Annotated in this window: 21 protein-coding genes and 6 tRNA genes; 9 read left to right on the forward strand and 18 right to left on the reverse strand. The window is 72.9% G+C overall.

Going from position 1 to position 25458, the window contains the following annotated elements; all coding sequences use genetic code 11:
* Positions 1 to 89: 89 nt before the first annotated feature.
* The 7 genes from ACSU6M_RS06050 to ACSU6M_RS06080 all read right to left on the reverse strand — a co-directional run bounded on the left by ACSU6M_RS06050 (position 90) and on the right by ACSU6M_RS06080 (position 7695).
* The gene (locus ACSU6M_RS06050; protein ID WP_437067704.1) at positions 90 to 2825 is read right to left on the reverse strand and encodes a Tat pathway signal sequence domain protein; all 2736 of its coding nucleotides are present in this window, start codon (positions 2823 to 2825) and stop codon (positions 90 to 92) included.
* A 200-nt stretch (positions 2826 to 3025) separates the two neighbouring features.
* Positions 3026 to 3616, reverse strand: a complete 591-nt coding sequence (locus ACSU6M_RS06055) for a hypothetical protein (protein ID WP_437067705.1) — start codon at positions 3614 to 3616, stop codon at positions 3026 to 3028.
* A 10-nt stretch (positions 3617 to 3626) separates the two neighbouring features.
* The gene (locus ACSU6M_RS06060; RefSeq protein ID WP_437067707.1) at positions 3627 to 4505 is read right to left on the reverse strand and encodes a carbohydrate ABC transporter permease; all 879 of its coding nucleotides are present in this window, start codon (positions 4503 to 4505) and stop codon (positions 3627 to 3629) included.
* Positions 4502 to 5458 (reverse strand): carbohydrate ABC transporter permease, encoded by a 957-nt coding sequence (locus tag ACSU6M_RS06065; RefSeq protein WP_437067709.1) that lies wholly within the window; start codon positions 5456 to 5458, stop codon positions 4502 to 4504. Before ACSU6M_RS06065 ends, ACSU6M_RS06060 begins: the two co-directional genes overlap by 4 nt.
* A 14-nt stretch (positions 5459 to 5472) precedes the next feature.
* Entirely contained in the window at positions 5473 to 6759 is a 1287-nt protein-coding gene (locus ACSU6M_RS06070) for an ABC transporter substrate-binding protein (RefSeq protein WP_437067710.1), read from the reverse strand.
* 333 nt (positions 6760 to 7092) lie between these two features.
* Positions 7093 to 7164, reverse strand: a tRNA-Val gene (locus ACSU6M_RS06075).
* 75 nt (positions 7165 to 7239) lie between these two features.
* Positions 7240 to 7695 (reverse strand): TIGR02611 family protein, encoded by a 456-nt coding sequence (locus tag ACSU6M_RS06080; RefSeq protein ID WP_437067712.1) that lies wholly within the window; start codon positions 7693 to 7695, stop codon positions 7240 to 7242.
* 191 nt (positions 7696 to 7886) lie between these two features.
* Here ACSU6M_RS06080 and ACSU6M_RS06085 point away from each other — a divergent pair, with 191 nt between their 5' ends.
* Together ACSU6M_RS06085 and ACSU6M_RS06090 are read left to right on the forward strand one after the other, a co-directional pair.
* Positions 7887 to 8300, forward strand: coding sequence for an SsgA family sporulation/cell division regulator (locus tag ACSU6M_RS06085; RefSeq protein ID WP_004002642.1), 414 nt, complete (start codon positions 7887 to 7889; stop codon positions 8298 to 8300).
* A 265-nt stretch (positions 8301 to 8565) separates the two neighbouring features.
* Positions 8566 to 9123, forward strand: coding sequence for a CGNR zinc finger domain-containing protein (locus ACSU6M_RS06090; RefSeq protein ID WP_437067713.1), 558 nt, complete (start codon positions 8566 to 8568; stop codon positions 9121 to 9123).
* 47 nt (positions 9124 to 9170) lie between these two features.
* On the opposite strand, the gene ACSU6M_RS06095 is transcribed toward ACSU6M_RS06090, so the two are convergent.
* Positions 9171 to 9323 (reverse strand): hypothetical protein, encoded by a 153-nt coding sequence (locus ACSU6M_RS06095; protein WP_437067715.1) that lies wholly within the window; start codon positions 9321 to 9323, stop codon positions 9171 to 9173.
* A 117-nt stretch (positions 9324 to 9440) separates the two neighbouring features.
* Entirely contained in the window at positions 9441 to 9854 is a 414-nt protein-coding gene (locus tag ACSU6M_RS06100; protein WP_437067716.1) for a hypothetical protein, read from the reverse strand.
* A gap of 830 nt (positions 9855 to 10684) precedes the next feature.
* Between ACSU6M_RS06100 and ACSU6M_RS06105 the strand changes: the two genes are divergently transcribed.
* Positions 10685 to 11191 (forward strand): DsbA family protein, encoded by a 507-nt coding sequence (locus ACSU6M_RS06105; RefSeq protein ID WP_437067717.1) that lies wholly within the window; start codon positions 10685 to 10687, stop codon positions 11189 to 11191.
* A gap of 12 nt (positions 11192 to 11203) precedes the next feature.
* On the opposite strand, the gene ACSU6M_RS06110 is transcribed toward ACSU6M_RS06105, so the two are convergent.
* The 3 genes from ACSU6M_RS06110 to ACSU6M_RS06120 all read right to left on the reverse strand — a co-directional run bounded on the left by ACSU6M_RS06110 (position 11204) and on the right by ACSU6M_RS06120 (position 13980).
* The gene (locus tag ACSU6M_RS06110; RefSeq protein ID WP_437067718.1) at positions 11204 to 12028 is read right to left on the reverse strand and encodes a GNAT family N-acetyltransferase; all 825 of its coding nucleotides are present in this window, start codon (positions 12026 to 12028) and stop codon (positions 11204 to 11206) included.
* Between the two features lie 87 nt (positions 12029 to 12115).
* On the reverse strand, positions 12116 to 12937 hold the full coding sequence (locus ACSU6M_RS06115; protein WP_437067720.1) for an aminotransferase class IV: 822 nt from the start codon (positions 12935 to 12937) through the stop codon (positions 12116 to 12118).
* On the reverse strand, positions 12934 to 13980 hold the full coding sequence (locus ACSU6M_RS06120; protein WP_437067722.1) for a chorismate-binding protein: 1047 nt from the start codon (positions 13978 to 13980) through the stop codon (positions 12934 to 12936). The genes ACSU6M_RS06115 and ACSU6M_RS06120 overlap by 4 nt, the downstream gene beginning before the upstream one ends.
* A gap of 180 nt (positions 13981 to 14160) precedes the next feature.
* Between ACSU6M_RS06120 and ACSU6M_RS06125 the strand changes: the two genes are divergently transcribed.
* From ACSU6M_RS06125 to ACSU6M_RS06145, 5 genes are all read left to right on the forward strand, one after another.
* Positions 14161 to 14233, forward strand: a tRNA-Gly gene (locus tag ACSU6M_RS06125).
* Between the two features lie 37 nt (positions 14234 to 14270).
* Positions 14271 to 14344, forward strand: a tRNA-Cys gene (locus ACSU6M_RS06130).
* Position 14345: 1 nt separating this feature from the next.
* Positions 14346 to 14417: transfer RNA gene (locus tag ACSU6M_RS06135), tRNA-Val, on the forward strand.
* 44 nt (positions 14418 to 14461) lie between these two features.
* Positions 14462 to 14533 (forward strand) — tRNA-Val (locus tag ACSU6M_RS06140).
* A gap of 34 nt (positions 14534 to 14567) precedes the next feature.
* Positions 14568 to 14639 (forward strand) — tRNA-Val (locus tag ACSU6M_RS06145).
* Between the two features lie 53 nt (positions 14640 to 14692).
* On the opposite strand, the gene ACSU6M_RS06150 is transcribed toward ACSU6M_RS06145, so the two are convergent.
* From ACSU6M_RS06150 to ACSU6M_RS06160, 3 genes are all read right to left on the reverse strand, one after another.
* Positions 14693 to 14971 carry a zf-TFIIB domain-containing protein gene (locus tag ACSU6M_RS06150; protein ID WP_437067723.1) on the reverse strand — a complete coding sequence of 93 codons (279 nt, stop codon included), beginning with the start codon at positions 14969 to 14971 and terminating at the stop codon, positions 14693 to 14695.
* A 7-nt stretch (positions 14972 to 14978) separates the two neighbouring features.
* On the reverse strand, positions 14979 to 16007 hold the full coding sequence (locus ACSU6M_RS06155; protein ID WP_437067725.1) for a phosphotransferase family protein: 1029 nt from the start codon (positions 16005 to 16007) through the stop codon (positions 14979 to 14981).
* A gap of 248 nt (positions 16008 to 16255) precedes the next feature.
* The gene (locus ACSU6M_RS06160) at positions 16256 to 16456 is read right to left on the reverse strand and encodes a hypothetical protein (protein ID WP_437067726.1); all 201 of its coding nucleotides are present in this window, start codon (positions 16454 to 16456) and stop codon (positions 16256 to 16258) included.
* 589 nt (positions 16457 to 17045) lie between these two features.
* On the opposite strand from ACSU6M_RS06160, the gene ACSU6M_RS06165 reads away from it, so the two are divergent.
* Positions 17046 to 18473 carry a protein kinase domain-containing protein gene (locus tag ACSU6M_RS06165; protein WP_437075020.1) on the forward strand — a complete coding sequence of 476 codons (1428 nt, stop codon included), beginning with the start codon at positions 17046 to 17048 and terminating at the stop codon, positions 18471 to 18473.
* A gap of 3 nt (positions 18474 to 18476) precedes the next feature.
* Here the strand turns inward: ACSU6M_RS06165 and ACSU6M_RS06170 are convergent, their stop codons facing one another.
* The 3 genes from ACSU6M_RS06170 to cobT form a co-directional block, all read right to left on the reverse strand.
* Positions 18477 to 19295, reverse strand: coding sequence for a TrmH family RNA methyltransferase (locus ACSU6M_RS06170; RefSeq protein ID WP_437067727.1), 819 nt, complete (start codon positions 19293 to 19295; stop codon positions 18477 to 18479).
* A 54-nt stretch (positions 19296 to 19349) separates the two neighbouring features.
* A complete protein-coding gene (cobA, locus tag ACSU6M_RS06175) occupies positions 19350 to 20582 on the reverse strand; it encodes a uroporphyrinogen-III C-methyltransferase (protein WP_437067729.1) in 1233 nt (410 codons plus the stop codon).
* 165 nt (positions 20583 to 20747) lie between these two features.
* Positions 20748 to 25358 carry a nicotinate-nucleotide--dimethylbenzimidazole phosphoribosyltransferase gene (gene cobT, locus ACSU6M_RS06180; protein ID WP_437067730.1) on the reverse strand — a complete coding sequence of 1537 codons (4611 nt, stop codon included), beginning with the start codon at positions 25356 to 25358 and terminating at the stop codon, positions 20748 to 20750.
* Positions 25359 to 25458 lie beyond the last annotated feature (100 nt).

Genomic DNA, 25458 nt, shown 5'->3' on the forward strand with positions numbered 1-25458 from the left:
CCTGAGGGGCGCGGGGAACTGCGCGACCGGCCACGACCGACCCGCAGTCGGCGGACGGCCCGCAGTTCCCCGGCGGGATCCCGCGAGCATCACGGCATCTTGTCGCCCAGCAGTGCCAGATTCTCGATCGCCGCAAGCCCGTACAACGCGGTGTCATTGGTCGACACCCACGTCGCCTCACTGCCCGCGACCAGAGCGACCGGCCCACTGATCGCCTCGGTCTTCCAGGGCGAAGACTCCTTGTACCCGTCGGAGTTGTAGAACTTGCTCCAGGCCCGAGCGGCGAGCTTCGCGTCCCCGGTCTGCACCGCGGCGTACGCGTCCAGCCGCGAATGCCCCTGGAACAGGATGATCGACCCGAAGTTGGATCCGTACCGCGCCGCCTGTTCGGCCTTGGTCGCGTTGTAGTACCGGCAGTAGTCCAGGTACGCCTCCTTGAACTTCGGCATGTCCACGAGGTCGATCAGCTCGGCGCACAGCTCGTTGAGCCCGAACACGGCCGACAGGTGCGAGACCCCGACCACCGGCTTCTCGGCGATCGCGAACCGCCCTGTGTCCAGGTCGTACAGCCCGGTGCCCTGGACGAACCCGTTGGGCTGGGCGGCGATGGTCTCCATGGTGGACAGCACCCGGTCGCGGGCCTTCTCCCACTTCGGCCCCCTGCGCTCCCACTCGGTGAGCCACGCCGAGACCAGCCCGCTCCAGTCCGTGCCGAACCCGATGGACAGCGCGTGCCGGTCGGGTGTGTACGGCTCGGTGCGGATCTTGCGGATGGGGTCGAGGATGAGGAACGTCTCGTCGGAGTCGACATTGGCGTGCATGAGGTCGCCGACGCGCTCGTCGGCGGTGAGGAAGTAGTAGTAGCGGCGGTACGTGGTGTTGGCGATCCGCTGCTGCTTGGCGCTGTCGGCGTAGTGCTGCACACCGTGCCGGGTGCCGAGGCCCGCCCACTTGCCGAGGTGGTAGACGTCGACCTCGCCGGTGTGCCGGGTCATGGCCTCGGCGAACCGGAAGATGTCGGCGCGGCCGCTTCTGAGGTACGCGTACCAGAGCCACAGGTCCGGCGAGAGCTCGGAGTTGTCCCAGGCGTAGCCGCCGACGTCGTAGCGCCACTGGTGCCGCGCGTTGTCGTAGGTGTGCATGATGTCGCCGTAGTCCCAGAAGCCGTACCAGCGGCGCTGCTCCACCTGGTCCTTGTAGTAGGTGAAGAGGAAGTCGAGGTGGTCCTCGATCTTCGCCTTGGCCGGGGTGGAGCGGTCGGGCTCGGCGAACAGGCCCTTGCCGAAGACGCCCGCCTTGATGAGCTGCCGGGGCGGGGCGACGAGCTGGGGCAGGGTGCGGACGGCCTCGACCTGCTGGGCGAGCCGGTCCGCGGAGGGGGTGGAGTCGTTGGCCCAGAAGAGGAGTTCGGAGGTGCGGGCGATGCCGTAGGGGGTGCCGAAGCCGGGCTCGTAGTCCTCGTAGGTGATGTTGAGGCCCTCGAGCTGCTCGGGGTAGGTGTCCTGGCCGAGGCCGTCGTGGTAGAAGCGCAGGTCCATCGGCTGGGCCTCGGGCGACCAGAGCCAGACGGTGACCTGGGCCTCGTCGGTGTGGGCGTCGCGGATGTCGAGCTGGGCGGGGAACTTCTCCCAGAACTCGCGCAGCCCGAAGGAGAGTCCGCCGCTCGCGCCGCCGACGTACCCGAAGCCCGAGGCGCGCCGGCCGCCGCCCGCGGGGATCCAGCCGTGGCCCTTCTTGGTGCGCTTGCGCACGCCGAAGCCGTCGGCGGAGAGCTGGGAGAGGGTGTAGTCGCCCCATTCGGGGATGTACTGGAGGCGGGTGGTGACGCGCTGGTCCCAGGTGGACGGGTCGGGCAGCTTCCGGCCCTCGAACTGGGCCGCCTGCACGGCCGCTCCGGGGTCGCGGCGCAGGCCGGTGATGCCCTTGACGGCCTCGCGCAGCAGGCCGGTGCCCTCGCCGCCGAGGCGGATGTGGCGGTCGTAGGACCGGTCGCGCATCGGCACGGTGAAGCGCACGCCGATGCCGCGGATGAAGTCGCCGCTCGCCTTGCCGGGCTCCTGGGTGCCGTCGAAGGTGATGGTGTGCACCATGCGGAAGGAGTCGGCGCCGGCGTAGAAGTAGAGCCGGACGGAGAACGGCAGCCAGTCGCGGGTGCCCTTGCGGTGCTTGCCGTCGATGCGGACGACCGCGCGGACGGGTCCGGCCTGTTCGACCTTCACCTCGTCGATGGCGCTGTCGAAGCGCTCGTACTTCACGGTGCCCTGGTCACCGTCCTCGATCTCCGGCTGGCGCAGCAGCACGAGGCGGCCGTCCTTGGCGATCTCGGTGGAGCCGCGGGTGACGGACTTGACCAGGACCGAGCCGGACTTGCCGATCCTGGTGGTGACGACGCCGGTGGAGACGTCGATGGTGCCGCCGTTCTCGTCGACGGTGACCTGGTGCGCGGGGGCGGCGGGGGTGCCGGCGGCGAGGGTGAGCCTGCCGTCGCCGGAGCCGACGGCGTGGGCGGTCCACTTCAGGGAGCCGTCCGGCCAGTAGGCGATCGGCCAGGACTGCACGGGGACGGCCTTGCCGTTCTCGTCCGTGAGCGCGAAGGTCTGGCCGGCCTGGAAGGCGCCCTTGGGCCAGGGCACGCCGACGGTGGAGCCGGGTGCGGCGCCCAGGCCCCCGTCCTCCAGCCAGTTCAGGACGACCGGGTCGGTGTCGGCGGCCGCGGCCATGGGCGCCGCCTGCGCCTGCTGCGGACCCAGGGCCCAGCTGAACTGCGCGGCGGCTCCGGCGACGGCGGCCGCCTTCAGGAGGGACCTGCGGGGGATGGGGGACATGGCTTTCCTTTCCGTACGGGTACGGGGCTTGCCAGGGGCATGACAGAGAGAGGTGCGGCGCGCCGGGGGGCACCGCCCTCGCAGTACGGCGGCGGGCACCGCCCTCGCAGTACGGCGCGCGATCAGGCGCCGCGGAGTACGGCGGGCTGCGGGCGCCGCGGGAGTACGGCGGGCTGCGGGCGCCGCCTTCGGGGCCGGGCTCAGCGGTTGCGGTACCGCTCCTCCACGGCGACGGCCGCCGCCGCGACGGCGCCCAGCACGGGCACCGCCAGCGGCAGGACCAGCCGGCCGGACAGGACGACAACCAGCAGTCCCCCGACGATCAGGAAGGACCCGGCGGGATCGAGCAGGGTGCGCCGGCCCGCGTCGGCGAGCAGCACCCGCCAGGCCGCGCCCGGTGTCCAGGTCGCCGCCGCCCGCATCCCGGCGACGGCGGCGGCGATGAGCGCGAGCAGGCCGACCGCTCCGACCAGCGGTCCGCCGGGCAGCCCGGCCCGCGCCGCCTGTACGTCCACCCAGACGACGGCGGCGACACCCCACCCGGCGAGGCCCACGAGCCACCCGCCGCGCAGCGCGGACCGGAAGTCCACGGCGAACTCCCGCAGGCCGCCGCCCTCGTGGGCGGTACGGCGGCGCAGGTGCCGTGCGCCCGCGGCGAACGCGGCCGGCCAGGTGACCACGCCGAGCGAGGCGACGGCGATCCACACGCCGGTGAGCAGACACTCGGTGAACACCCCGAACCGCTCGTGGAACACCGGCTCCTTGCGGGCCTTCACACGCACCTGTGCCATGAGCGGCACCTCAGCCCTTCAGTCCGGAGGTCGCCATACCGTCGATGAGGTACCGCTGGAAGGCCATGAAGAAGGCGATGACCGGCACCAGCGCCACCAGCGACATCGCGATCATGCTGCCGTAGTTGGAGATGCCCTCCTGGTCGCGGAACATCATCAGACCGAGGGAGACGGTGTACTTCTCGGGGGTGTTCAGGTAGATCAACGGCCCCATGAAGTCGTTCCAGGCGTTGATGAAGGTGAAGATGGCGCTGGTGATGATGGCGGGACGGCTCAGCGGCAGCACGATCGACCAGTAGGTCCTCAGGTGCCCGCAGCCGTCGAGCTTGGCGGCCTCGTCCAGCTCACGCGGCAGTCCGCGCATGAACTGCACCATCAGGAAGACGAAGAACGCCTCCGTGGCCAGGAACTTGCCCGCGACGAGCGGCACCAGGGTGTCGGTGAGCTCCAGGTTCCGGAAGAGCACGTACTGCGGGATGAGCAGCACGTGGTACGGCAGCAGCAGCGTGCCGATCATCAGGGTGAAGAGCAGGTTCCGCCCGGCGAACCGGATCTTGGCGAAGGCGTACGCGGTCAGCGAGCTGGACAGCACGACGCCGACGACGGCGAGGACCGCGTACATCAGCGAGTTCCAGAAGAAGCTGCCGATGGAGATGCCGGAGATGCCGTCGGCCAGTCCGGAGAAGTTCGCCCAGACCGGGTCGGTGGGCAGCAGGTCGAGGCTGGCGATGATGTCCTTGCTGGGCTTGAACGAGGCGCCGACCACCCAGATCACGGGGTACAGGACGACCGCGAGGACGGCGAGGGCGCCCAGGTGCCAGGCGATCGATCCGGTGCGCCGCCGCTCGTTCCCGGCGCCGCGCACGGCAGGTGTGGTGGCAGTGGTCACTTGGCGGCCTCCTCGTAGTGCACCCACTTCTTCTGGGACCAGAACAGGACCGCCGTGACGAGCGCCACCGCGACCACCAGCGTCCAGGCCATGGCCGAGGCGAAGCCCATCTGGGCCTCCTTGAAGCCCTTCTGGTAGAGGTAACAGGTGTAGACCAGCGTGGCGTCGGCCGGCCCGCACCGGGTGTCGGAGACGACATACGCGGAGCCGAACACCTGGAACGCGTGGATGGACTCCAGCAGCACGTTGAAGAACAGCACCGGGGAGATCATCGGCAGCGTGATGTTCCAGAACCGCCTGAGCGGCCCGGCCCCGTCCACCTCGGCCGCCTCGTACAGCTCCTGCGGGACCTGCTTGAGCCCGGCCAGGAAGATCACCATGGGCGCGCCGAACTGCCAGATGCTCAGGGCCACCAGGGCGTAGAGGACGTAGTCGGGGTTGCCGATCCAGCCGCCGACGTCGACCCCGAAGACCTTCTGCGTACGGTCCACGATCGCGTCGTCCGAGAACAGCGCCCGCCACACGAAGCCCACGGAGACGCTGGCGCCGATCAGCGAGGGCATGTAGAACGCGGCCCGGTACAGGCCCTGGCCGCGCCGCTTCTGCGCGAGCAGCAGCGCCACGCCGAGCGCGAGCAGCAGCTTCAGCGGCGTGGCCACGACGACGTACTTCAGGGTGACCTCGACCGACTTCTGCCAGCGCGGGTCCTGGAACATCGTCGTGAAGTTGTCCAGCCCCACCCACTTCGGTGGCGTGAACAGGTTGTAGCTGGTGAACGCGTAGTACAGCGACGCGATCATCGGCCCCGCCGTGAGCAGCAGGAATCCCGCGATCCACGGCGACATGAAGAGATAGCCGGCGAGGTTCTCGCGGCGCCGCCCGCGCCGCCCCGCGGCGGGAGCGGCGGGCCGCTTCCCGGCCGGGCGCGCGGGCGCTTCCTTGACGAGCGTCATGGTGGTACGTCCCCTCAGCCCGCGAACGCGGCCTTGGCCTCGCTGAACAGCGCCTTGGCGGCGTCGGACGGCTTGGTCTTGCCCTGGGCGACCTCACCGCCGAGCCGCAGGAACGCCGCCTCGATGACGTCGGCCCCGGACGGGTGCGGGGTGATCTTCCCGAGCACGCCGGCGGCGGCGACCTCCTCCTCGTACGCCCGCACGCCCTTGTTGGTCTCGTCGGCGGGCGTGAACGCCTCGTACTGCTCGGTGGTGGCGAGGATGCCGCGGTCGTAGCCCATGATCTTGCCGACCTCGGGGTCATGGACCATGAAGTCGATGAACTGGGCGACCTCCTTGGGGTGCTCGGTCCCGGAGAAGGCGCTGAGCATCAGCGAGCCGAGGTACTGGCCGGTCTCCTTGCCGTCGGTGGTGGGGATCGGCGCGAGTCCGTAGTCCGACTCGCCCTCGCCCTCGTAGCGGATGGAGAAGTTGTCCCAGGTGAACTCGGACGCGGCGAGACCCGCCGAGAGCGCGGACTTGGGCTTGACCTGCTCGACCTTCTTCGGGTCGGCGACGAGCCCGGACCTGACGCGCTTGTAGCCGTCCTCCCACCACTGCGTCAGATCGTCCTCGGTGAAGCCGAGATCGGATTCGGTGAAGAATGCCTTGCCGTTCTGACGCAGATACAGGTCGTAGAGGTACATGATGCTGAAGTAGCCGGTGTCACCGGCGATCTTCAGCTTGTCCTGGATGGTCTGGAGCGCGGCGAAGTACTCGTCCCAGGTCCAGCCGAACTCCGGCTTCACGCCCGCTTTCTGAAAGGCCCTGCGGTCGATGACGAGGGCCATGGTGTTGGCACCGACGGGGATACCGATCTGCTTGCCGTCGACCTGACCGTTCGCCAGAACGCCGTTGCGGAAGTTCTCCAGCTTCAGATGACCCGCGTCCGCCTGGGACTTGAGGTCCATGAGAACGCCGCGCTTGTCGTACTTGCGCAGGAAGCCGACCGCATTCTGGAAAACGTCCGGCGGATTTCCACCGGATGCCTGGGTCTGGAACTTCTCCCAGAACGCCTCGTAGTCGGTGAATTCAGGCTTGATCTTGATCTTCGGGAACTTCTTCTCGAAGAGGGCGATCGTCTTCTTGATGGCGATGGTGCGCGGCTCGCCGCCCCACCACGCGTAACGGAGCGTCACCGTCCCGTCGGCGGAGGCGCCGCCACCGCCCCCGCATCCGGTCGTCGCGGCCAGCCCCAGGGCCGCCGCGGAAGCGCCGGCCACCTTCAGGATCGTGCGCCTCTCCATGTTGCCCGTGCCCACAGCGAACCCCTCCCCGCAGCATCGTCGCCGCTCATGAATCGTTTCAAGTAAGCGCTTGCCGGGACAAGTTACGAAGGGGCTCGGGGTGCGTCAATGATTCGGACAGGAATTTCTTGCGGCGGACCCCGGCGACCGGGAGGCCCCCTGACCGCTCCCGGGCGGCCACGTCCGGACAACACCGCAGGTGAGCGCATCACGTCCGACCGACCGAACACGAGATGGAGCCTCGCACGCGAAAAGCCCCCGGCCGAAACTGACCACCACCCACCCCCGCCGGACCGCACACGACAACGGCCCGCCTGCTTCATCAGCAGACGGGCCGTGGCCTCCGGGTGGGCGATACTGGGTTCGAACCAGTGACCTCTTCGGTGTGAACGAAGCGCTCTCCCACTGAGCTAATCGCCCGGGCGCAGGAAGAACATTACCCCATGTCAGGGGGTGCCTGTGACCACCCCCGGACCGCCCCGCGCCCGCCCGTGATCACTGGTTCTCGATCTCCCAGGGCATCACCAGGCCGAACTTCCACAGGTAGAAGCCCGCCAGGCCGGCCACGATCACCAGGCCCACGCTCGTGAGGATGATGTTGCGCCGCCGCACCTTCGGATCGAGGGCACGCTGGGCCGCCTCGGTCACCTTGCGCTTGGTCCAGCGCAGCACCAGCTGCGCCCACACGAACTCGGTCGCCCAGATCGCCATGCCGCCGAAGATCACGACCCAGCCGGGGCCCGGCAGCGGCAGCATGATGATGCCGGCCACCACGACCGCGAGGCCCACCACGAAGACGCCCACCTGCCAGCTCAGGTGCAGCACCCGCCGTGCCTTGATGAATTCCGGGGCCCTCGACCCGAGCCCCTGCTCGGCCTGCGCCCCGTCCGCCTTGGTTCCGTCAGTCGCCATGGCCACTGCCTCGCCCGGCTCGTCACTCCCCGTATTCATACAGCCAAACCCTACCGGACCGAATCCGGTCACTGTAATGGCGGTACCCCGCCAAGCCCCTCTCGGCCGGAAGAGTTACGTAAAGACATGCAAAACACGCAGAGGGGTTTACAACGGCACCGTAGGTGGCATGTCGATTTCGCCGACGTGCGAATCCCCGAGCGCACACTGAGCGAAAGGCCCTGGCGCTTATGAACACCACGGTCAGCTGCGAGCTGCACCTGCGCCTCGTTGTGTCGAGCGAGTCCTCCCTGCCTGTCCCCGCAGGCCTGCGGTACGACACGGCCGACCCCTACGCCGTGCACGCCACCTTCCACACCGGAGCCGAGGAGACCGTCGAGTGGGTGTTCGCCCGCGACCTCCTCGCCGAGGGCCTGCACCGGCCCACGGGAACCGGCGACGTCCGAGTCTGGCCGTCGCGCAGCCACGGTCAGGGCGTCGTGTGCATCGCCCTGAGCTCCCCGGAGGGCGAGGCCCTGCTCGAAGCCCCGGCGCGGGCCCTGGAGTCCTTCCTGAAGCGGACGGACGCCGCCGTGCCGCCCGGCACGGAGCACCGGCACTTCGACCTCGATCAGGAGCTCTCGCACATCCTGGCGGAGAGCTAACCGCGCCCCTCACAGACCGCCCGGCGCCGTCCACTCGGGGAGACGGCTCGGGCCAGGACAACCGCATACGGCACACACCGGCGTCACCACCGCGGTCCACCGCGGCGGCGACGCCGGTCGTCGTCATGGGGAACGCTCACGCTCCGGCACGCGTTGTACGGGCACCACGGGCGGCCACGAGCCCCTTTCGATGCGGCCGGGAGCCACTACCATCGGCCAGCATCGGCGGGCGCCCGCCCGACACCCAGGCCAGGGAGAGCGAAACGTGCTGATCACCCACGACACCCGGTGCGCCCTCGACACTGTGGTTGATCTGGTGAACACCGCACCGGAGGACGAAACGCCCGAGGGGCTGCCCGATGTGGCGACGCTCGAAGAGTTCGTGCGAAACCACAAAGTCAGTGACATCGGGACACTCTCCGAGTTCGACCTCGCGGCGGTGCGGAAGATCCGCGGCCGCTTCGCGGCGGTCTTCGCGTCGCCCGACGCCCGCACGGCCGCGGGCCTGATCAACGAACTCATCGCCGCCGCCGGCACCACCCCCCGTCTCACGGACCACGACGGCTACGACTGGCATGTCCACTACTTCGCCCCCGGCGCCTCCCTGGCCGACCACCTGGCCGCCGACTGCGGCATGGCCCTGGCGTTCTTCGTGGTCGCCGGCGAGCAGGAGCGCCTGCGCCGCTGCGAGGCCCCGGACTGCCGCCGCGCCTTCGTCGACCTCTCCCGCAACCGCTCCCGCCGCTACTGCGACAGCCGCACCTGCGGCAACCGCCTCCACGTCGCCGCGTACCGGGCCCGCCGCAAGGAGGCCGCGGGCTGATGCCGACGTGGTCCCCGGCGGGTGGCGCCGGGGAGCACGGGTACGGCTCACAGCAGCAGCAGGTCGTGCAGCGCCGCGATGAGCAGCAGACTCCCGATCACCGCAAGGAAGATCATCAGCGGTGGCTGGGATAGGGCGAAGAGGCAACCACGCGGCTCGTCCTGAGGCGGCGCGGTCTCGCTCTGTGTCGTGTCCAGCATCTCGCGGCGATGATGACGCAATCACCCCACCGGTCTACTTCAACACGCCCGAGCCAAGAGGTACTTAGCCGAAACCCGTGACACCCGCGGGCCCTGTCCGCTATAGCGTGGCTGCGGTCATATGCCGTGCTTCTTCAGGATCGCCTCGATATCACTGAAGTCGTCCGCGTCACCCCGCCCTCCGGACCGCGGCCCCGAGGCGGGCGGACGAGCCCCGAGCGAAGGCGCGGACGCCGCCGGCGCGACGGCCTCCCGGCGCTCCTTGCGTGTGCCGCCCCGACGCCGCTCCACCGCCCGCGTCGTCGCGAACAGCGCCCACGCCGCACCCAGCACGCCGAAGCCGGCCCACGCCGTCGGGCTGAACGCGGTGTCCGCGAGCCAGTCGACCAAGCCGGTCATCACCAGTCCCAGCGGTACCAGCGCGTACGCCGCGATGCGGGCTGCCGCCAGGAAGCGCCGGCGGTACGCGGTGACCGCGGCGATGCCGAGGCCGGCCGCGGCGACGGCGGAACACACGGTCTCGGCAATCATCCGGTCCTCCAGGCTCGGTCGACGGATCGTCCCCTCCATCGTGCACCTGCCGCCCCCGCCCAGGCCATGTCCCGACGAGGAGATCAGGGGTATCTCCGGGTCAGCGGTCCACCCCGCGGGTTCCGCCGTACGCGACTGCGGGTGGTACGTGGCTGGTCGCGCAGTTCCCCGCGCCCCTGACTACGTACACCTGCCCAGCGCCAGGAAGGACCGCCCACCCCCACCCGCAACGACAAGCCACACGCACCGTGGGCCCAACGGCGAGGAGCCGCCACAGCCGCGGGCCGATCAGCCGCCCACGACGAGAAGCTGCCACGCCCGTGGCCCGGTCAGCCGCCGACGGCGACGAGGCACCACCCACCGCGAGCGCAGGCCACCCGCCGACGGCGAGAAGCTGCCACAGCCGGTGGGCCCGGTAGCCGCCAACGGCGACGAGGCACCACCCACCACGGGCGCCGGCCAGCCGCCCACGGCGAGAAGCGGCCACAGCCGGTGGGCCCGGTCTGCCGCCGACGGCCACGAGGCACCACCCACCGCGGGCGGCAGTCAGCCGCCAACGGCGAGACGGCACCACGCACCGTGGGCCCGGCCAGCCGCCGACGGCGGGAAGGGGACGTGCCGGGGGGTGTCCGCCCGCAGCGGCCGGCGTCCGTCGGGCAGTCACCCTAAGTCCCAAGAGCACCGCCGGACCGAGGACGGACACCCCCCGGCGCGGCCCCGACCCACAACCCACCGCCATGCGCTACACAAGCCCCCACCGAACGCCGGCAGGCCGCCGCAGGCATCCAGCCGGGTTGGGCCCCCCACGGCCGAACTGGAAGACTGACCACATGAGCGACACCTCACCCCCCGTTCTCGACGTCTGGTGCGAACTGCAGTGCCCGGACTGCCGCACCGCCCTGGAGGACCTCCACGCCCTGCGCGCCCGTTACGGCGACCGCCTGGAGATCCGCCTGCGCCACTTCCCGCTGGAGAAGCACAAGCACTCCTTCGCCGCCGCCCAGGCCGCCGAGGAGGCCACCGAGCAGGGCCAGGGATGGCCGTACGTCGAGGCGGTCCTGGCCCGCGTGGAGGAACTGGACGCCGAGGGAGAGGCACTCCTCATCGACGTGGCCCGCGGACTCGGCCTGGACGCCGAGGAGTTCGACACCGCGTTGATCGACGGCCGGCACATCCTGATCGTCGACGCCGACCAGGCCGAGGGCAAGGCGATCGGCGTGACCGGCACGCCGACCTACGTCATCGACGGTCAGCGCCTGGACGGAGGCAAGAGCCAGGAAGGTCTGCGCGAGCGCATCGAGGAGATCGTGGACCGCCTGCTGGCGGCCGAGAGCTGAGCCGCCGCCCCCTCACAGCAACGGTTTGTACATCGCGTACCCCACCGGCCGGTACCCCAGCGACTCGTACAACCGCTCCGCCGGCGTGTTCCCCGCGAAGACGTTGAGACCGATGGTGCGCCTGCCCGCCGCCACGGCCTGCGCCTCGGCGAGCAGCATCAGGGCACGGCCGTGCCCGCGCCCCCGAAAGCGCTCGTCGGTCTCGACGTCGTAGACGTACGCCCGCTCCGCATCGAGCGCCAGCCACAGCGTGCCGACCGCGACGCCCTCGTGCTCCAGCACGCTGAGCAGGACGTCGGGCGTGTCCAGCCCCCGCGGCAGCAGCGCCGCGTGGTCGCGCCGCGCCTTCTGCCACGCCTCGTCCTCCGGAACGCCCCGGTCGATCCAGTTGCGGGCGTAGTCGGCCATCCCCTGCTCGTTCCAGGGCCCGAACTCCGCCTCGGTCATCGGCCGGGCCCTGCTGCCCTCGGGCAGGGCGGGAGCGACGGCGCCGAGCCGCTTCTCCAGGCCGCGGTTGCGCTGGACGTACCCGAGGTTCGTCACGAGGCGCAGCGCCGCTCCCGCGTCCGCGGGCACGTTGATCTCGATGCGGGCGCAGCCCCAGCCGCGGGCCACCTCCTCGGCGGCCAGCGCGGCCACCGTGCCCCGGCCGCGTCTGCGGTCCGGTTCCTCGATGCGCAGGTCACGGATCTGGGCGACGGACGGCCCGAACACGGGATGGGTGGCCAGGTGTATCGCGCCCACGGGGCGGCTGTTCACGCACACGTTGAAGTGGCGCGACAACGCCCCGTCGGCGGCACGCTGAAGCGGCTCGGTAGGCCGCAGGGTCGTGGTCATCACCGGTGTTCTACCCGGCTACGGCCGTAACGGCAGCCCTATTTCACCGTGGACGACGGCACTTCAGGGACGCCCCGCCCCGCCGCCTCACGGGTCGAGGTCGTCCCCCGCCCGCTCGTCGAAGACCCGCATCGCCTTCGCGGTCACCGGCCCGGGCGCCCCCGCCAGTTCCCGCCCGTCGACCCGCCGCACGGCCTGGACGTCCCGCAGGGTCGAGGTCAGGAAGACCTCCTCGGCCCGCTCCAGCACATCGAGGGGCAGGTCGGTCTCCTGGGCCCCGGTCCACTCCACCACCAGCTCGCGGGTGATCCCGGCGAGACAGCCGGAGGCGACCGGCGGCGTGTGGATCTCGCCGTCGAGGACGACGAAGACGTTGGACCCGGTGCCCTCGCAGAGCTGCCCCACGGTGTTGGCGAACAGCGCCTCGGAGGCGCCCTGCTCGTGCGCCCGGGCGAGGGCGACGACGTTCTCGGCGTAGGAGGTGGTCTTCAGACCGGTGAGCGCACCGCGCTCGTTGCGGGTCCAGGGGACGGTGATCACGGCGGTGGCGTCGGGCCGCCGCGTGGTCTCGCCGAGGGCCACGACGAGCGTCGGACCGTGCTCCCCGCGGTCGGAGCCGAGGGGCCCGTGGCCGCCGGTGTAGGTGATCCGCAGCCGGCCGAGCGGCATCGGATTGGCCTCGATGACCGCGGCGCAGGCGCGGCGCACCTCATCGAGGTCGGGGTCGGGCAGGCCGAGGCCGCGGGCGGAGCGGGTCAGCCGGCGCAGATGGCGGGTGAGCGCGAAGGGCCGGCCGTCCACCGCCTTCACGGTCTCGAAGACGCCGTCGCCGACGGTCAGCCCGTGGTCGAAGACGGACACCCGTGCGGACTCGATGTCCCGCAGCTCCCCGTCGAGCCAGATCTTCACTGCTGCAGCCCCTCTCCAGCGACCTCGTACGTCCCCGACGCTACCCCGAGCAGCCGGGACGCCTTGAGTTCGGTCTCCCGCCACTCCCCCTCGGGGTCCGACCCCCAGGTGATCCCGGCGCCGGTGCCGAAGCGCAGGGCGCCCGCCTCCCGGTCGATCCAGAAGGTACGGATGCCGACGGCGAGCTCCCCCGTGCCGCGGTCGGCGTCCACCCAGCCGATGCCGCCGCAGTAGGGGCCGCGGGGCGCGGTCTCCAGGCCCTCCAGGATCCGCAGGGCGCTGGACTTCGGCGCGCCGGTGACCGAGCCGGGCGGAAACGCGGCCCGAAGCAGCTCGGGCCAGCCCGCGCCCTCCCGCAGCTCGCCGCGGACCGTCGACACGAGGTGGACGAGCCCCGGATGCTTCTCGACGACGCACAGGTCGGGGACGGTGACACTCCCCGTCTCGCACACGCGCCCGATGTCGTTGCGGACGAGGTCCACGATCATGACGTTCTCGGCGTAGTCCTTCTCCAGGAGGTCCGCCTCCGTCCGCCCGGTGCCCTTGATCGGACCGGATTCGACGATCCGTCCGTCGCGGCGCAGGAAGAGCTCGGGGGACGCGGTGGCTATCTCGACGCCGTGCCCCGGCAGCCGGATCGTTCCCGCGTACGGCGCCGGGTTGCCGCGGGCCAGCAGCGCGGTCAGGGCGTCCACGTCGGCGCCGGGGGCGACGGGCGCGGACAGGACGCGGCAGAGGTTCGCCTGGTAGACCTCCCCGGCCGCGATGTGCTCGCGTATGCGGCGTACGCCCGCGGTGTAGGCGGCGTGGTCCAGCGAGGACGTCCAGTCGTCGGGGGCGGGTCCGCGCCAGGCTCCCGGCACCGGGGAGGGCACGGGTTCGCGGCGTACGTCGGCGAAGCGGGCGCAGGTCAGGCCGCCCTCGTAGTCGGCGCAGACGGCCCAGAAGCCGGTGGAGTCCAGTGCCTCGGGGTCGGCGGTGACATCGAGGAGGCCGGTGGCGACGCGGTCGCCGAAGCGGGCCAGGGGAGCGAGGTCGAGCACGCTGTCGAGTCTAGGGCGGGTGTCCTGCCGGGTGGCCCCGGTGTGACCTGCGCGGCGGCCCCTCGGGGGCGGTCGGGCGGGTGCAGCGCAGCACGCTGCGCAAACGCGTTTTTGTCCTGGCCCGGGAATCCGCTAAAGTTCAACACGTCGCCGGGACGCGGAAGCGGACCGAAACGACAAGCGGACGTAGCTCAGTTGGTAGAGCGCAACCTTGCCAAGGTTGAGGTCGCGAGTTCGAGCCTCGTCGTCCGCTCGAAGGAAGAGGGGGTTTCCCGATCCCCTACACTCCTGGTGGAGTGGCCGAGAGGCGAGGCAACGGCCTGCAAAGCCGTCTACACGGGTTCAAATCCCGTCTCCACCTCCAAGGACGATTAGCTCAGCGGGAGAGCGCTTCCCTGACACGGAAGAGGTCACTGGTTCAATCCCAGTATCGTCCACTGGGCCTTCTTCAAGGCCCTATGATCTTCTCGAAGATCATCCCGCGCGATTAGCTCAGCGGGAGAGCGCTTCCCTGACACGGAAGAGGTCACTGGTTCAATCCCAGTATCGCGCACGCAACGCCCCTGACCTGCTGGTCAGGATCCCGAGGACGATTAGCTCAGCGGGAGAGCGCTTCCCTGACACGGAAGAGGTCACTGGTTCAATCCCAGTATCGTCCACACACCGAAGCCCCTGGTCGCGAGACCGGGGGCTTCGTCGTGGTCGGTGCGGCTCAGCTGGAGAAGAGCATGCGGCCGAAGCTCTTGTGCCGGTGGTGACCGCCGTGGTGACCGCCGTGCGGGGCGCCCCAGGCGGGGGCCGGCGCGGGGTAGGGCTGCGGGGCGGCGGGCGGAGCCGGCGGGGCGGGCTGCGCCCACTGGGCCTCCAGGCGGGTCAGCGCCTCAAGCTCTCCGTAGTCGAGGAAGATCCCCCGGCAGTTGGAGCACTGCTCGATCTGGACGCCGTTGCGGTTGTAGGTGTGCATCGGCGCATGGCACTTCGGACACTGCATGGTCGGCTCAACTCCTCGCCGTTCGGTCCTGCTGCGTACGTCCCAGGACGTCGACTGTCTCCAGCACAGACTCTGTGCCGTGACGGCCGGTTGCACACTGCTTCGCGAAACCCGTCGTCAACTGCGGTGATACGGAACACATGCGCCGGCAGGCGTCGATCAGCGTCTCCTCCACCTCGTCGAGGTCACGGCCCGCCGCGACGGCCTTGGCGATCGCGAGGGCCGCGGTCTGCACGGTCAGGGCGCGGGCGGGCACGTCCAGGGCGGGCCAGGGGTCGCCGTCCGGCGGCACGGCCGGGCCGCCCGCCTCCCGGTAGGCGGTGAGGAAGCGGGTCCACTCCTCGGGCGGGAGCAGACCGCAGGCGTACCAGGCGGCGGGGCGGGCCAGGTCCCAGGCGGGGACGCCGGTGCCGAGGTCGTCGACGTCGATCAGGCGCCAGGGGCCGTCGGGGGCCGGGTGGCGCACCAGCTGGCCCAGGTGGAGGTCGCCGTGGCACAGGGTCGCCCGGTCCGGCATCGGGCCCTCGGCCCGCGCCCAGGCGGGCAGGTCGGCCCAGGCGCGCAGGACGGGCGCGGCGGCCGGGTGGTCCGGGGCGCCGGTGCGCAGCCTGGTCACGGCGCGGGCGGCCTTGGCCGGGCCGCGCATGGGCGGCAGGGCGGGGGGCGCCGGACTGCGGTGCAGCGCGGCGAGGAGAGCCGCCGCGGCCTCCCAGGGCGCGGCGTCCGGGTCGTCGGGGTCCACGGGGGTGCCGTAGGGCCAGAAGGTCACCAGGCGCCCGTGCAGCGGGACCGGGGCCGGGGTGAGCGGCGGCAGGAGCAGCCGGGGCAGGGCGGCGGCCGTGGCGAGGCGCGGGGCGAGGTCGGCGGGGGTGGTGCCGGGGGCGTGGGCCTTGGCGACCGTCGCGGCATGGCGTACGACGGTGGCGTCCGGGCGGTCGGCGAGGGTGACGCTCGCCGGGCAGGCGCAGCTCTCCGCGCGCGCGTGGGCGGCGCCACGGGCCTGCGCGGCGAGTTCGGACAACAGGTGTGCGGTCACGTCTCCCCCAGGTCGCTGATGGCGTGAGGGTACGCGAGCGCGCGCGGGTGGCCTCCGTCGTCCGTCCCGGCCGGATCTCCTCCGGTACGGCCGGAGGGCGGGAGGAGCCGGACGGTGTGCGGGAAGAGCAATGCCGGCGCAGCTCCCCAGCTGCGCCGGCATTTTTGCCGTCCGCCGCACCCCCGTCCCCACGGGGTTATGGGTGGATGTCCCCGCCCGGACCGCTCTTCCGGGCCTGGGGTCGCCGCTCAGCGCCCCAGCATCACACCCACGGACGACGCCTGTGTGGTCACTGTCTCCCAGCCGTCGAAGACGACGAGGAGCAGGACCGCCAGGGGAAGGGCCATGGCCGTGGCCACCAGCGGATGGCGGCGCCCGGTACGGCGGGGTGCGGCGTACGCCTTGGATCCCTGCCTGCGGAGCGCTGTCCGCGGAGCCGTGTGGGCCATGGTCCCTCTCCTGACCGTGCTCGGTTGTCGTTGGCAGCGGCGGGCGTCTGACCTCGGGGGACGAGTGCTGCACCCGCCGCTTGACCTCAAATCTAGGCGCGTGGCGGACTGCGGGCGTCATGCCCTCGTACCGATTGCCCGGCCTCCCGGAGGATGAGCTTCCCACCGGGATGTACTCCTCTGGTTGCAGACGTGGGCGCAGGTCTCGGGGTGTTCCCGGAAGGGGTGCCCGGTCTGTCCCGGGTTCTCCCGGCCGAGGGTGAGTTCGATCACTTCCGGCCCCCCTCGTCGTCCCGCCCGGTCCGCCCCGCCGCCCGGCCCGTCCGGCGGCACCTCCGCGCTGCGCTACGGGTCCCCGGTCCGCCCGGGCGTTCCCGCGCGGGCGCCCTTCGCTGCTCCAATCCCCTTCGGGTGACCGGGCGTTGGGATCATGGGCGGTTCGCGGCCGTGCGGTGCGTGGACGAGCTGACCGTTCTTCAAGTGTCCTGCGGGGCAACGGCAACGGATCCGACGGAGAGGGCGCGGCCTCTGCGCGGACACGGCCGTGGAAACGTAAGCTGTGCCACGTCACACGGACCGGGCAGCGGGGATGAACATGGCGATGATGCGCCTGAGGCGCGAGGACCCGCGCGTCGTCGGCTCGTTCAAGCTGCACCGGCGGCTCGGCGCGGGCGGTATGGGTGTGGTGTACCTGGGCTCCGACAAGAAGGGGCAGCGGGTCGCCCTGAAGGTGATCCGGCCCGATCTGGCGGAGGACCAGGAGTTCCGGTCGCGGTTCGCGCGCGAGGTGTCCGCGGCGCGGCGGATCAGGGGCGGGTGCACGGCCCGGCTGGTGGCGGCCGATCTGGAGGCCGAGCGGCCGTGGTTCGCCACGCAGTACGTGCCCGGCCCCTCGCTGCACGACAAGGTCGCCGAGGAGGGCGCGCTGAGCGCGGCGGACGTCGCCGCCGTCGGGGCGGCCCTGTCGGAGGGGCTGGTCGCGGTCCACGAGGCGGGTGTGGTGCACCGGGACCTGAAGCCGTCCAACATCCTGCTGTCCCCCAAGGGACCGCGGATCATCGACTTCGGCATCGCCTGGGCCACCGGCGCCTCCACGCTCACCCATGTCGGCACCGCCGTCGGCTCCCCCGGCTTCCTCGCGCCGGAGCAGGTGCGCGGGGCGGCGGTCACTCCGGCGACCGACGTGTTCTCGCTGGGCGCCACGCTCGCCTACGCCTGCACCGGTGACTCCCCCTTCGGGCAGGGCAGTTCGGAGGTGATGCTGTACCGGGTGGTGCACGAGGAGCCCCAGCTGCACGGCGTCCCCGACGCGCTCGCCCCGCTGGTGCGGGCCTGTCTGGCGAAGGACCCCGAGGAACGGCCCAGCACGCTCGACCTGTCGCTGCGGCTGAAGGAGATCGCGGCCCGCGAGGCGCAGGCCGCGCTCGACGGACGGCCGCCCGCCCCCCGCACGGCCTCGGCGGACCGGCCGACCGGGAGGCTCGCGGACAGCTATCCGGAGCAGCAGCGCGCCCCGCAGCGCCGCCCACGACCGCAGGGCACGCCCGCCCCCCGTCCCGCCAGGGGTGCCGCCGCCCCGGCGCGCGGGGCGACCGGCTCGCGGGGCGGGGGCGCCTCACGGGGCGGTACCGCGCCTCGGCCCGGTCAGGCACGGCCCACCCCCACGCCCCGGAGCACGCCCGCCGGCCGCAGCTCCACCCGCGGTGGCAGCGGCAGCCGTCCGGCGCCGCGCGGAGGCCGTCCGGCGCCCCGGACCACGGGCACCAAGCTGCGTCCCGCCAATCCGCGGCTGCTGCGGCAGCGGCTGTTCGTGTTCGTCGTCGTCACGCTGCTCGTGGCCCTGTGCATCGCCCTGGTGCAGGGCTGCCAGAGCTCGGCCCGCGGGATCGGCGAGGGCGGCGGCAGCGGTCCGCGGGAGCGGCAGGAGCAGGTGCGGCCGTCGTACTCGCCGCTGGACCCGGGCACCCCCATGGCACAGCGGTTCGAGGCGACGTTCGAGATGACCGAGCCCGAGTAGGCCCTACGCTCCCGGCCGGCCGGTGGCCACCGCGTAGAAGGCGACCGCGGCCGCCGCGCCGACGTTGAGCGAGTCGACGCCGTGGGACATGGGGATGCGCACCCATTCGTCGGCCGCGACCAGTGCCTGGGTGGACAGGCCGTCGCCCTCGGCGCCGAGCATCAGGGCGACTCGGTCCATGCGGTGCGGGGCGGCCTCGTCGAGGCTCCTGGCCTTCTCGTCGGGGGTGAGCGCGAGGAGCGTGAACCCGGCCTCGCGCACCGACTCCAGGTCCTTGGGCCAGGTGTCGAGACGGGCGTACGGCACGGAGAAGACCGCGCCCATGGAGACCTTCACGCTGCGGCGGTACAGCGGGTCGGCGCAGTCCGGGGAGAGCAGCACCGCGTCCATGCCGAGGGCGGCCGCCGAGCGGAAGATCGCGCCGATGTTGGTGTGGTCGTTGACCGACTCCATCACCACCACGCGGCGCGCGGTGCCCAGGAGTTCGGTCGCCGACGGGAGCGGCTTGCGCTGCATGGAGGCGAGCGCGCCGCGGTGCACGTGGTAGCCGGTGACCCGCTCGGCGAGCTCCGGGCTCACCGCGTACACGGGGGCCGGGAGCTCGTCGATGACGTCGCGCATGACGTCGACCCACTTCGCCGACAGCAGCATCGAGCGCATCTCGTACCCGGCGTCCTTGGCCCGGCGGATGACCTTCTCGCCCTCGGCGATGAACAGTCCCTCGGCGGGTTCGCGTCTGCGCCGCAGTTCGACGTCGGTCAGGCCCGTGTAGTCGCGCAGGCGGGGGTCGTCGGGGTCGTCAACGGTGATGAGATCGGCCACAGGGTGATACTGCCTTGTCGTACGAGCGCTGCCAACGGGTTGGGTTACCTCGGGTTACGCCGAGGTCGCCGGGCCGACCTTGACGACCTCGCCGATGACGATGACCGCCGGGGGCTTGACGTCCTCGGCCGTGACGGTCTCGGCGACGGTCGCGAGGGTGGCGTCCACCCGGCGCTGAGCGGCCGTGGTCCCCTCCTGGACGAGGGCGACCGGGGTGTCCGGGGACTTGCCGTGGGCGACCAGGGTCTCGGCGATCTTGCCGATCTTGTCGACGCCCATGAGGATCACCAGGGTGCCGGTGAGCCTGGCCAGGGACGGCCAGTCGACCAGGGAGCGCTCGTCGTCGGGGGCGACATGGCCGCTGACGACCGTGAACTCGTGGGCCACGCCCCGGTGCGTGACCGGGATGCCCGCCGCGCCCGGCACGGAGATCGAGCTGGAGATGCCCGGGACGACCGTGCAGGGGATGCCGGCCTCGGCGAGGGCGTGCAGCTCCTCCATGCCGCGGCCGAAGACATAGGGGTCGCCGCCCTTCAGCCGTACGACGGACTTGCCCTGCTTGGCGTGCTCGATCAGGGCGTTGTTGATGGCCTCCTGGGCCATGAAGCGGCCGTAGGGGATCTTCGCCGCGTCGATGACCTCGACGTGCGGCGGGAGTTCGGCGAGCAGGTCGCGCGGGCCGAGGCGGTCGGCGATGACGACGTCGGCCTCGGCGAGGAGGCGGCGGCCGCGCACGGTGATCAGGTCGGGGTCGCCGGGGCCACCGCCGACCAGGGCGACGCCGGGGGTGCGGGTGCGGTGGTGCGGGGCGACCAGGGTGCCGTCGCGCAGGCCCTCGACGACCGCGTCGCGGATGGCGGCGGTGTGGCGGGGGTCGCGGGACTTGGTGTCGGTCGTCAGGATCGCGACCGTGACGCCCTCGCTGTGGCCGGTGGCCGGGGTCCAGGCGGTCGCCGCCTCGGCGTCGTCGGAGCGCACGCACCACACGCGGTGCCGCTCGGCCTCGGCGGAGGCGCGGACGTTCGCCTCGGGGTCGCTGGTGGCGATCAGCGCGTACCAGGCGTCGGCGAGGTCGCCCTCCTCGTAGCGGCGCCGGTGCCAGGTGATCTCGCCCGCGTCCGCCATCGCCTCGACCGAGGGGGTCGCCTGCGGGGACACCAGGTGGACGGCCGCGCCCGCCGCGATCAGTGCGGGCAGGCGGCGCTGGGCGACCTGGCCGCCGCCGAGGACGACGACCTTGCGGCCGGTGAGGCGGAGACCTACCGGGTAGGCGGGGTTTTCGGCCATGAGGGACGGCTCCTCGTGCGGGCGGTGCGGTGGGCGCTACGGCGTCGGAGCGGCCCTGACGTGCGGATTTTATGGGGTGGGCGGGGCAGGCGGCAGGGGCGGTCCGTTGGGTGAACACCGGGGCGGCGAAGCCCCGGCCCATGGACCGCCCCGGCTGCGGGACGCCTACTTCTCAGTTACGCCCGCCGAGTCGAACGTCGCCACCTCGTGCATCGCGCGGGCCGTGCTCTGGACCAGCGGGAGGGCGAGGAGGGCGCCCGTGCCCTCGCCGAGGCGCAGGTCCAGGTCGACCAGCGGGCGCAGGCCCAGCTTGTTGAGGGCGGCCACATGGCCCGGCTCCGCGCTGCGGTGACCTGCGATGCAGGCCGCGAGGACCTCGGGGGCGATCGCGCGGGCCACCAGGGCGGCGGCCCCGGCGCTCACGCCGTCCAGGATGACCGGCGTCCGCAGGGAGGCGGCGCCCAGCATGAAGCCGACCAGCGCCGCGTGCTCGAAGCCGCCGATCGCGGCCAGGACGCCGACCGGGTCGGCCGGGTCGGGCCGGTGCAGCTCGATGGCCCGGCGGACGACCTCGGTCTTGCGGGCCAGCGTCTCGTCGTTGATGCCGGTGCCGCGGCCGGTCACCTCGGCCGGGTCGGTGTCGGTGTAGACGGAGATCAGGGCCGCGGACGCGGTGGTGTTGGCGATGCCCATCTCACCGGTGAGCAGCGCCTTGTTGCCGGCCGCCACCAGGTCGCGGGCGGTCTCGATGCCGACCTCGATGGCCTGCTTGGCCTCCTCGCGGGTCATCGCGGGACCGGTGGTCATGTCGGACGTACCGGCCCTGACCTTGCGGGGCAGCAGCCCCGGCGTGGCGGGCAGGTCACCGGCCACACCGACGTCGATGACACAGACCTCCGCGCCGACCTGGTTGGCGAAGGCGTTGCAGACCGCTCCCCCGCCGAGGAAGTTGGCCACCATCTGGGCGGTGACCTCCTGCGGCCAGGGGGTGACGCCCTGGGCGTGCACCCCGTGGTCGCCGGCGAAGATCGCGACGGCCGCGGGCTCCGGGATCGGCGGCGGACACTTGCGGGACAGGCCCGACAGCTGCGCGGAGATGATCTCCAGCATGCCGAGCGCGCCGGCCGGCTTGGTCATCCGCTTCTGCCGCTCCCACGCCTCGCCGAGCGCCTTGGCGTCCAGCGGGCGGATCTGGGCGACGGTCTCGGCGAGCAGGTCGTGCGGCTCCTCGCCGGGCAGCGCGCGACGGCCGTACGTCTCCTCGTGCACGACCCACGACAGCGGGCGGCGCTTGGACCAGCCGGCCTGCATCAGCTCGGGCTCGTCCGGGAACTCGTCGACGTACCCGACGCACAGGTAGGCGATGACCTCCAGGTGCTCGGGCAGGCCGAGGGCGCGGACCATCTCCCGCTCGTCGAAGAAACTGACCCAGCCGACGCCGAGGCCCTCCGCGCGGGCGGCGAGCCACAGGTTCTCCACCGCGAGCGCGGCGGAGTACGGCGCCATCTGCGGCTGGGTGTGCCGGCCGAGGGTGTGGCGGCCGCCGCGGGTCGGGTCGGCGGTGACGACGATGTTCACCGGGGTGTCGAGGATGGCCTCGATCTTCAGTTCCTTGAACTGCTTGGCCCGGCCCTTGGGCAGCGACTTGGCGTACGCGTCACGCTGCCGCATCGCCAGTTCGTGCATCGCCCGGCGCGTGTCGGCGGACCGGATGACCACGAAGTCCCAGGGCTGGGAGTGGCCGACGGACGGGGCGTGGTGGGCCGCCTCCAGCACCCGGAGCAGCACCTCGTGCGGGATGGGGTCGCTGCGGAAGCCGTTGCGGATGTCCCGGCGCTCCCGCATGACCTTCAGTACGGCCGCGCGCTCGGCCTCGTCGTAGGCGGGCGCGGCCGGACCGGTGGACCGGCGCGCCTCCGCCCCTGCGGCGGTGTCCTGCCCGGCCTCCCGCTCCTCCGGCTCGGCGCCCCGCGTCTCCAGGTCGTCCGCGTTCTGGGCGACCGCGGCGTCGCCGTCCGCGTCGCGCTGCGCGGGGACGGCGATCGGGTGCGGCGGGGTGGGGGCGAGGTGCGGGGCGGTCGGCACGGTGCCGCCCTCGACCGGCACGAACTCGCCGAGCGGCTGCTCGGGCGCCCCGTCCGCCGGCAGGGCGCCGGGGAGGGGGGTGCCGGGGGCGGAGGCCGAAGGGGCTTCGCCGGGGACCGTGGTCCGGGCGGCTTCGGCAGGGATGGCGGCGGCCGGAGCCTGGGCGGCCTCGGCGGAGGGTTCGGGGGCGGCCGGGGGCTCGGGCGCGGGGTGCGCGTCGGCCGGGGCCGGGGCCTGCGCGGGGGCCGGTACGTCGACGGGGGCCGCCTGCGCGACGGCGGTCGGAGGCGTCACCTCGGCCGCCGGGGCGGGGTGGGCGGCGGGTGCGCCGGACTCCGCGGGGGTGCCGGGGTGCGCTGCGGGCTCGCCGGCCGGCTGTCCGGGGGCGGGCTGGGCCATGGCGGTCGGCTCCGGCTGGGGGATCGACTGGGGGCCCGCGGGGGCGGCGAGCGCGTCCGGTACGGGGGCGGCGGGCGCCGGGGTGGTGTGCTCGGGGGTGGGTGCCGGGGCGGGTGCCGGGGCAGGGGCCTGCAGGGCGTCGGCCGGGGCGGCCTCGGCGGGGTGCGCCGGGGCCGGCTCGGTCGGGGCGATCGGCGCGGTCGGCTCGGTGCCGTCCGGGATCTGGGCCGCGGGTTCCACGGTGTGGGCGGCGGCCTGCGGCGGTACGGGCAGGGGGGTGCCGTCGGCGTCCACGGGCACGGCGGGCTGCGCAGCGGCCTCGGCCGGGGCGGCGGGGGTCGGGTGCGCCTCGGGGCTCGGGGCCTGGTGCTCGGTGGTGACAGCGGCGGGGACCGGCTCGGTCGCGGGCTGCGGGGTGGTGGGGGGTGTGGTCACGGGGGTGGCTCCGGCCGTCGGTTCGGCAATCGGCTGGGCGTCGGCGGTCGGCTGAGCCTCGACGGGGGGGTGGGGGGCGGCGGCGGGCTGGGCCTCGGGGGCGGGCTGCGCCTCGGAGGCGGGCTGGGCCTCGGGCGCGGGCTGGGCCTCGGGCGCCGGCTGGGCCTCCGGGGCGGCCTCGGTCGCCGTGACGGGCTGCGCCGCAAGGACCGGCTGTGCCGCGGAGGCAGCCTGCGCCTCCGTGGCCGCCTGCGGGTCGACTGCGGGCTGTTCCGGCTGGGGGGCCTCGGCGTCGGGCAGGGGCTGGTCGGTCACGGTCCCATGGAGGTCGGTGGTGGGCGTCGGGGCGTCCGGCGTCGGCTGCCCCTCCACGGCAGGCCGGCCGTCCGCGGTCGCCGGGTCCTCCACGGCGGCCTGGCCGTGGGCGGCCGGCTGCTCCGTGGTCAGGGCCTGGTCGTCCGTCGGCGCCACGGCGGTGGCGGTGCCGTCGGCCGCTTCGGTCGCCGGGGCGACCTGAACAGCACCGTCCGCGGGCTGGGTGACCTGAGCGGAAGCGTCCGCGGGCTGCGCGACCTGGGCGGAAGCGTCCGCGGGCTGCGGGGCCTCCTGGCCCTGAGCCTCCGCGGCCCCCTCCGCACCCGGCTGAGCGGCCTCGCCGGCGGCCTCCGGGGACTCCTCGCCGGACGCGGCGGTGTCGCCGGCCTGCGGGGCCGCCTCCGCGGTACCCACCGGGGCGTCACCCAGAACCGCGACAGGCTCCTCCGCGACCTGGACGGCACCCATGCCGCCCTCGACGGACCCGGCGACAGGGCTCTCCACCCCGGCGGCCTCGCCCGCGACGGCGTCCTCCGCCTGGGCGGGAACGGCCTCCTCGACGACGGCGTCCGCACCCGCCACGCCCTCGGGGGCACCCTGCGCGGCGGCATCGGCCACCTGCGCACCGGCGGGAACCTCCTGGCCCCCCTCGGACGCACCGGGCGCCTGAGAGGCACCGGCCGCCCCCTCGCTCACGTCGGCAGCGGGCACCCCCTCGCCGGCACCGGCGGCGTCCGCACCCGACGCACCCTCGGCGACACCGCCCGCGGCCACGCCCTCCGCGACCTCGGCGACCGGACCCGGCGCAACCTGGGCGACCGCCTCCGGGGCCGTCGCGGCGACCGCCTCCGTGGTGAGGCGGGCCACCGCGGCCTGGGCGGCGTCCACCGGCTCGCCCTGCGGACGACCGTCCGGGCCAACCGTTTCGGCAGCCGGGGCCGCGTGACCGACCTGGGCCGGAGCCGCGGCCGCCTGGCCCGCCGGGGCCGGGGCCGAGACCGCCTGACCCCCAGGGGCCGCCGCGGCAGGAGCCGCAGGAGCCGCAGGGGCGCCCCACGGCGCCGCGCTCTGCGGGACGCCCTGTGCCGGCACTTCGCGGGTCCGCGGGACGTCGAGGTACTCGGGACCGGAGGTGGGCGGCCCGGACTGGCGTACCGGCGCGCCCGCGGGGCCGCGGTCGGCCAGGGAGCGCACGGGGCTCGTGGAGGTGTCGGGGATCGGCGGGCCCAGGTGCAGGGGGCGGCGCGGCGCGGCGGGTCCGGTGTGCGGCAGGCGGACGCCGGTCAGGTCGACGGAGCCGCTGTCGCGGCCGCCCGTCTCGTGCGGGTCGGGCTCGTGCACGGCCTCGACGACCGGCTCGGGCACGGGCGGGGCCACCTCGTTGCCCCAGGCGCTCTGCGCGCCCGGCAGCAGCAGGTCCTCGTCCTCGGCGGGAGACTCGGCGAGGTAGGTGTACGCGCCGTGGTCGGGAACGCCCGGCTGTTCCACCATGCCTGCGTTCTCCGGCAGCCCCTCGCCCGGGACCTGGCCGGTGTCGGTCATGCGTACCCCTCGCCCATCGGTTAGTGCCTCTACGACCAGCTCACCCGGAACGGCGCACCGACCGCCCCGCAGTGAAGAACGAGCGTGCGTGTCCAGCGGC

It is taken from the genome of Streptomyces sp. enrichment culture (assembly GCF_964272895.1).
GTDB lineage: Bacteria > Actinomycetota > Actinomycetes > Streptomycetales > Streptomycetaceae > Streptomyces.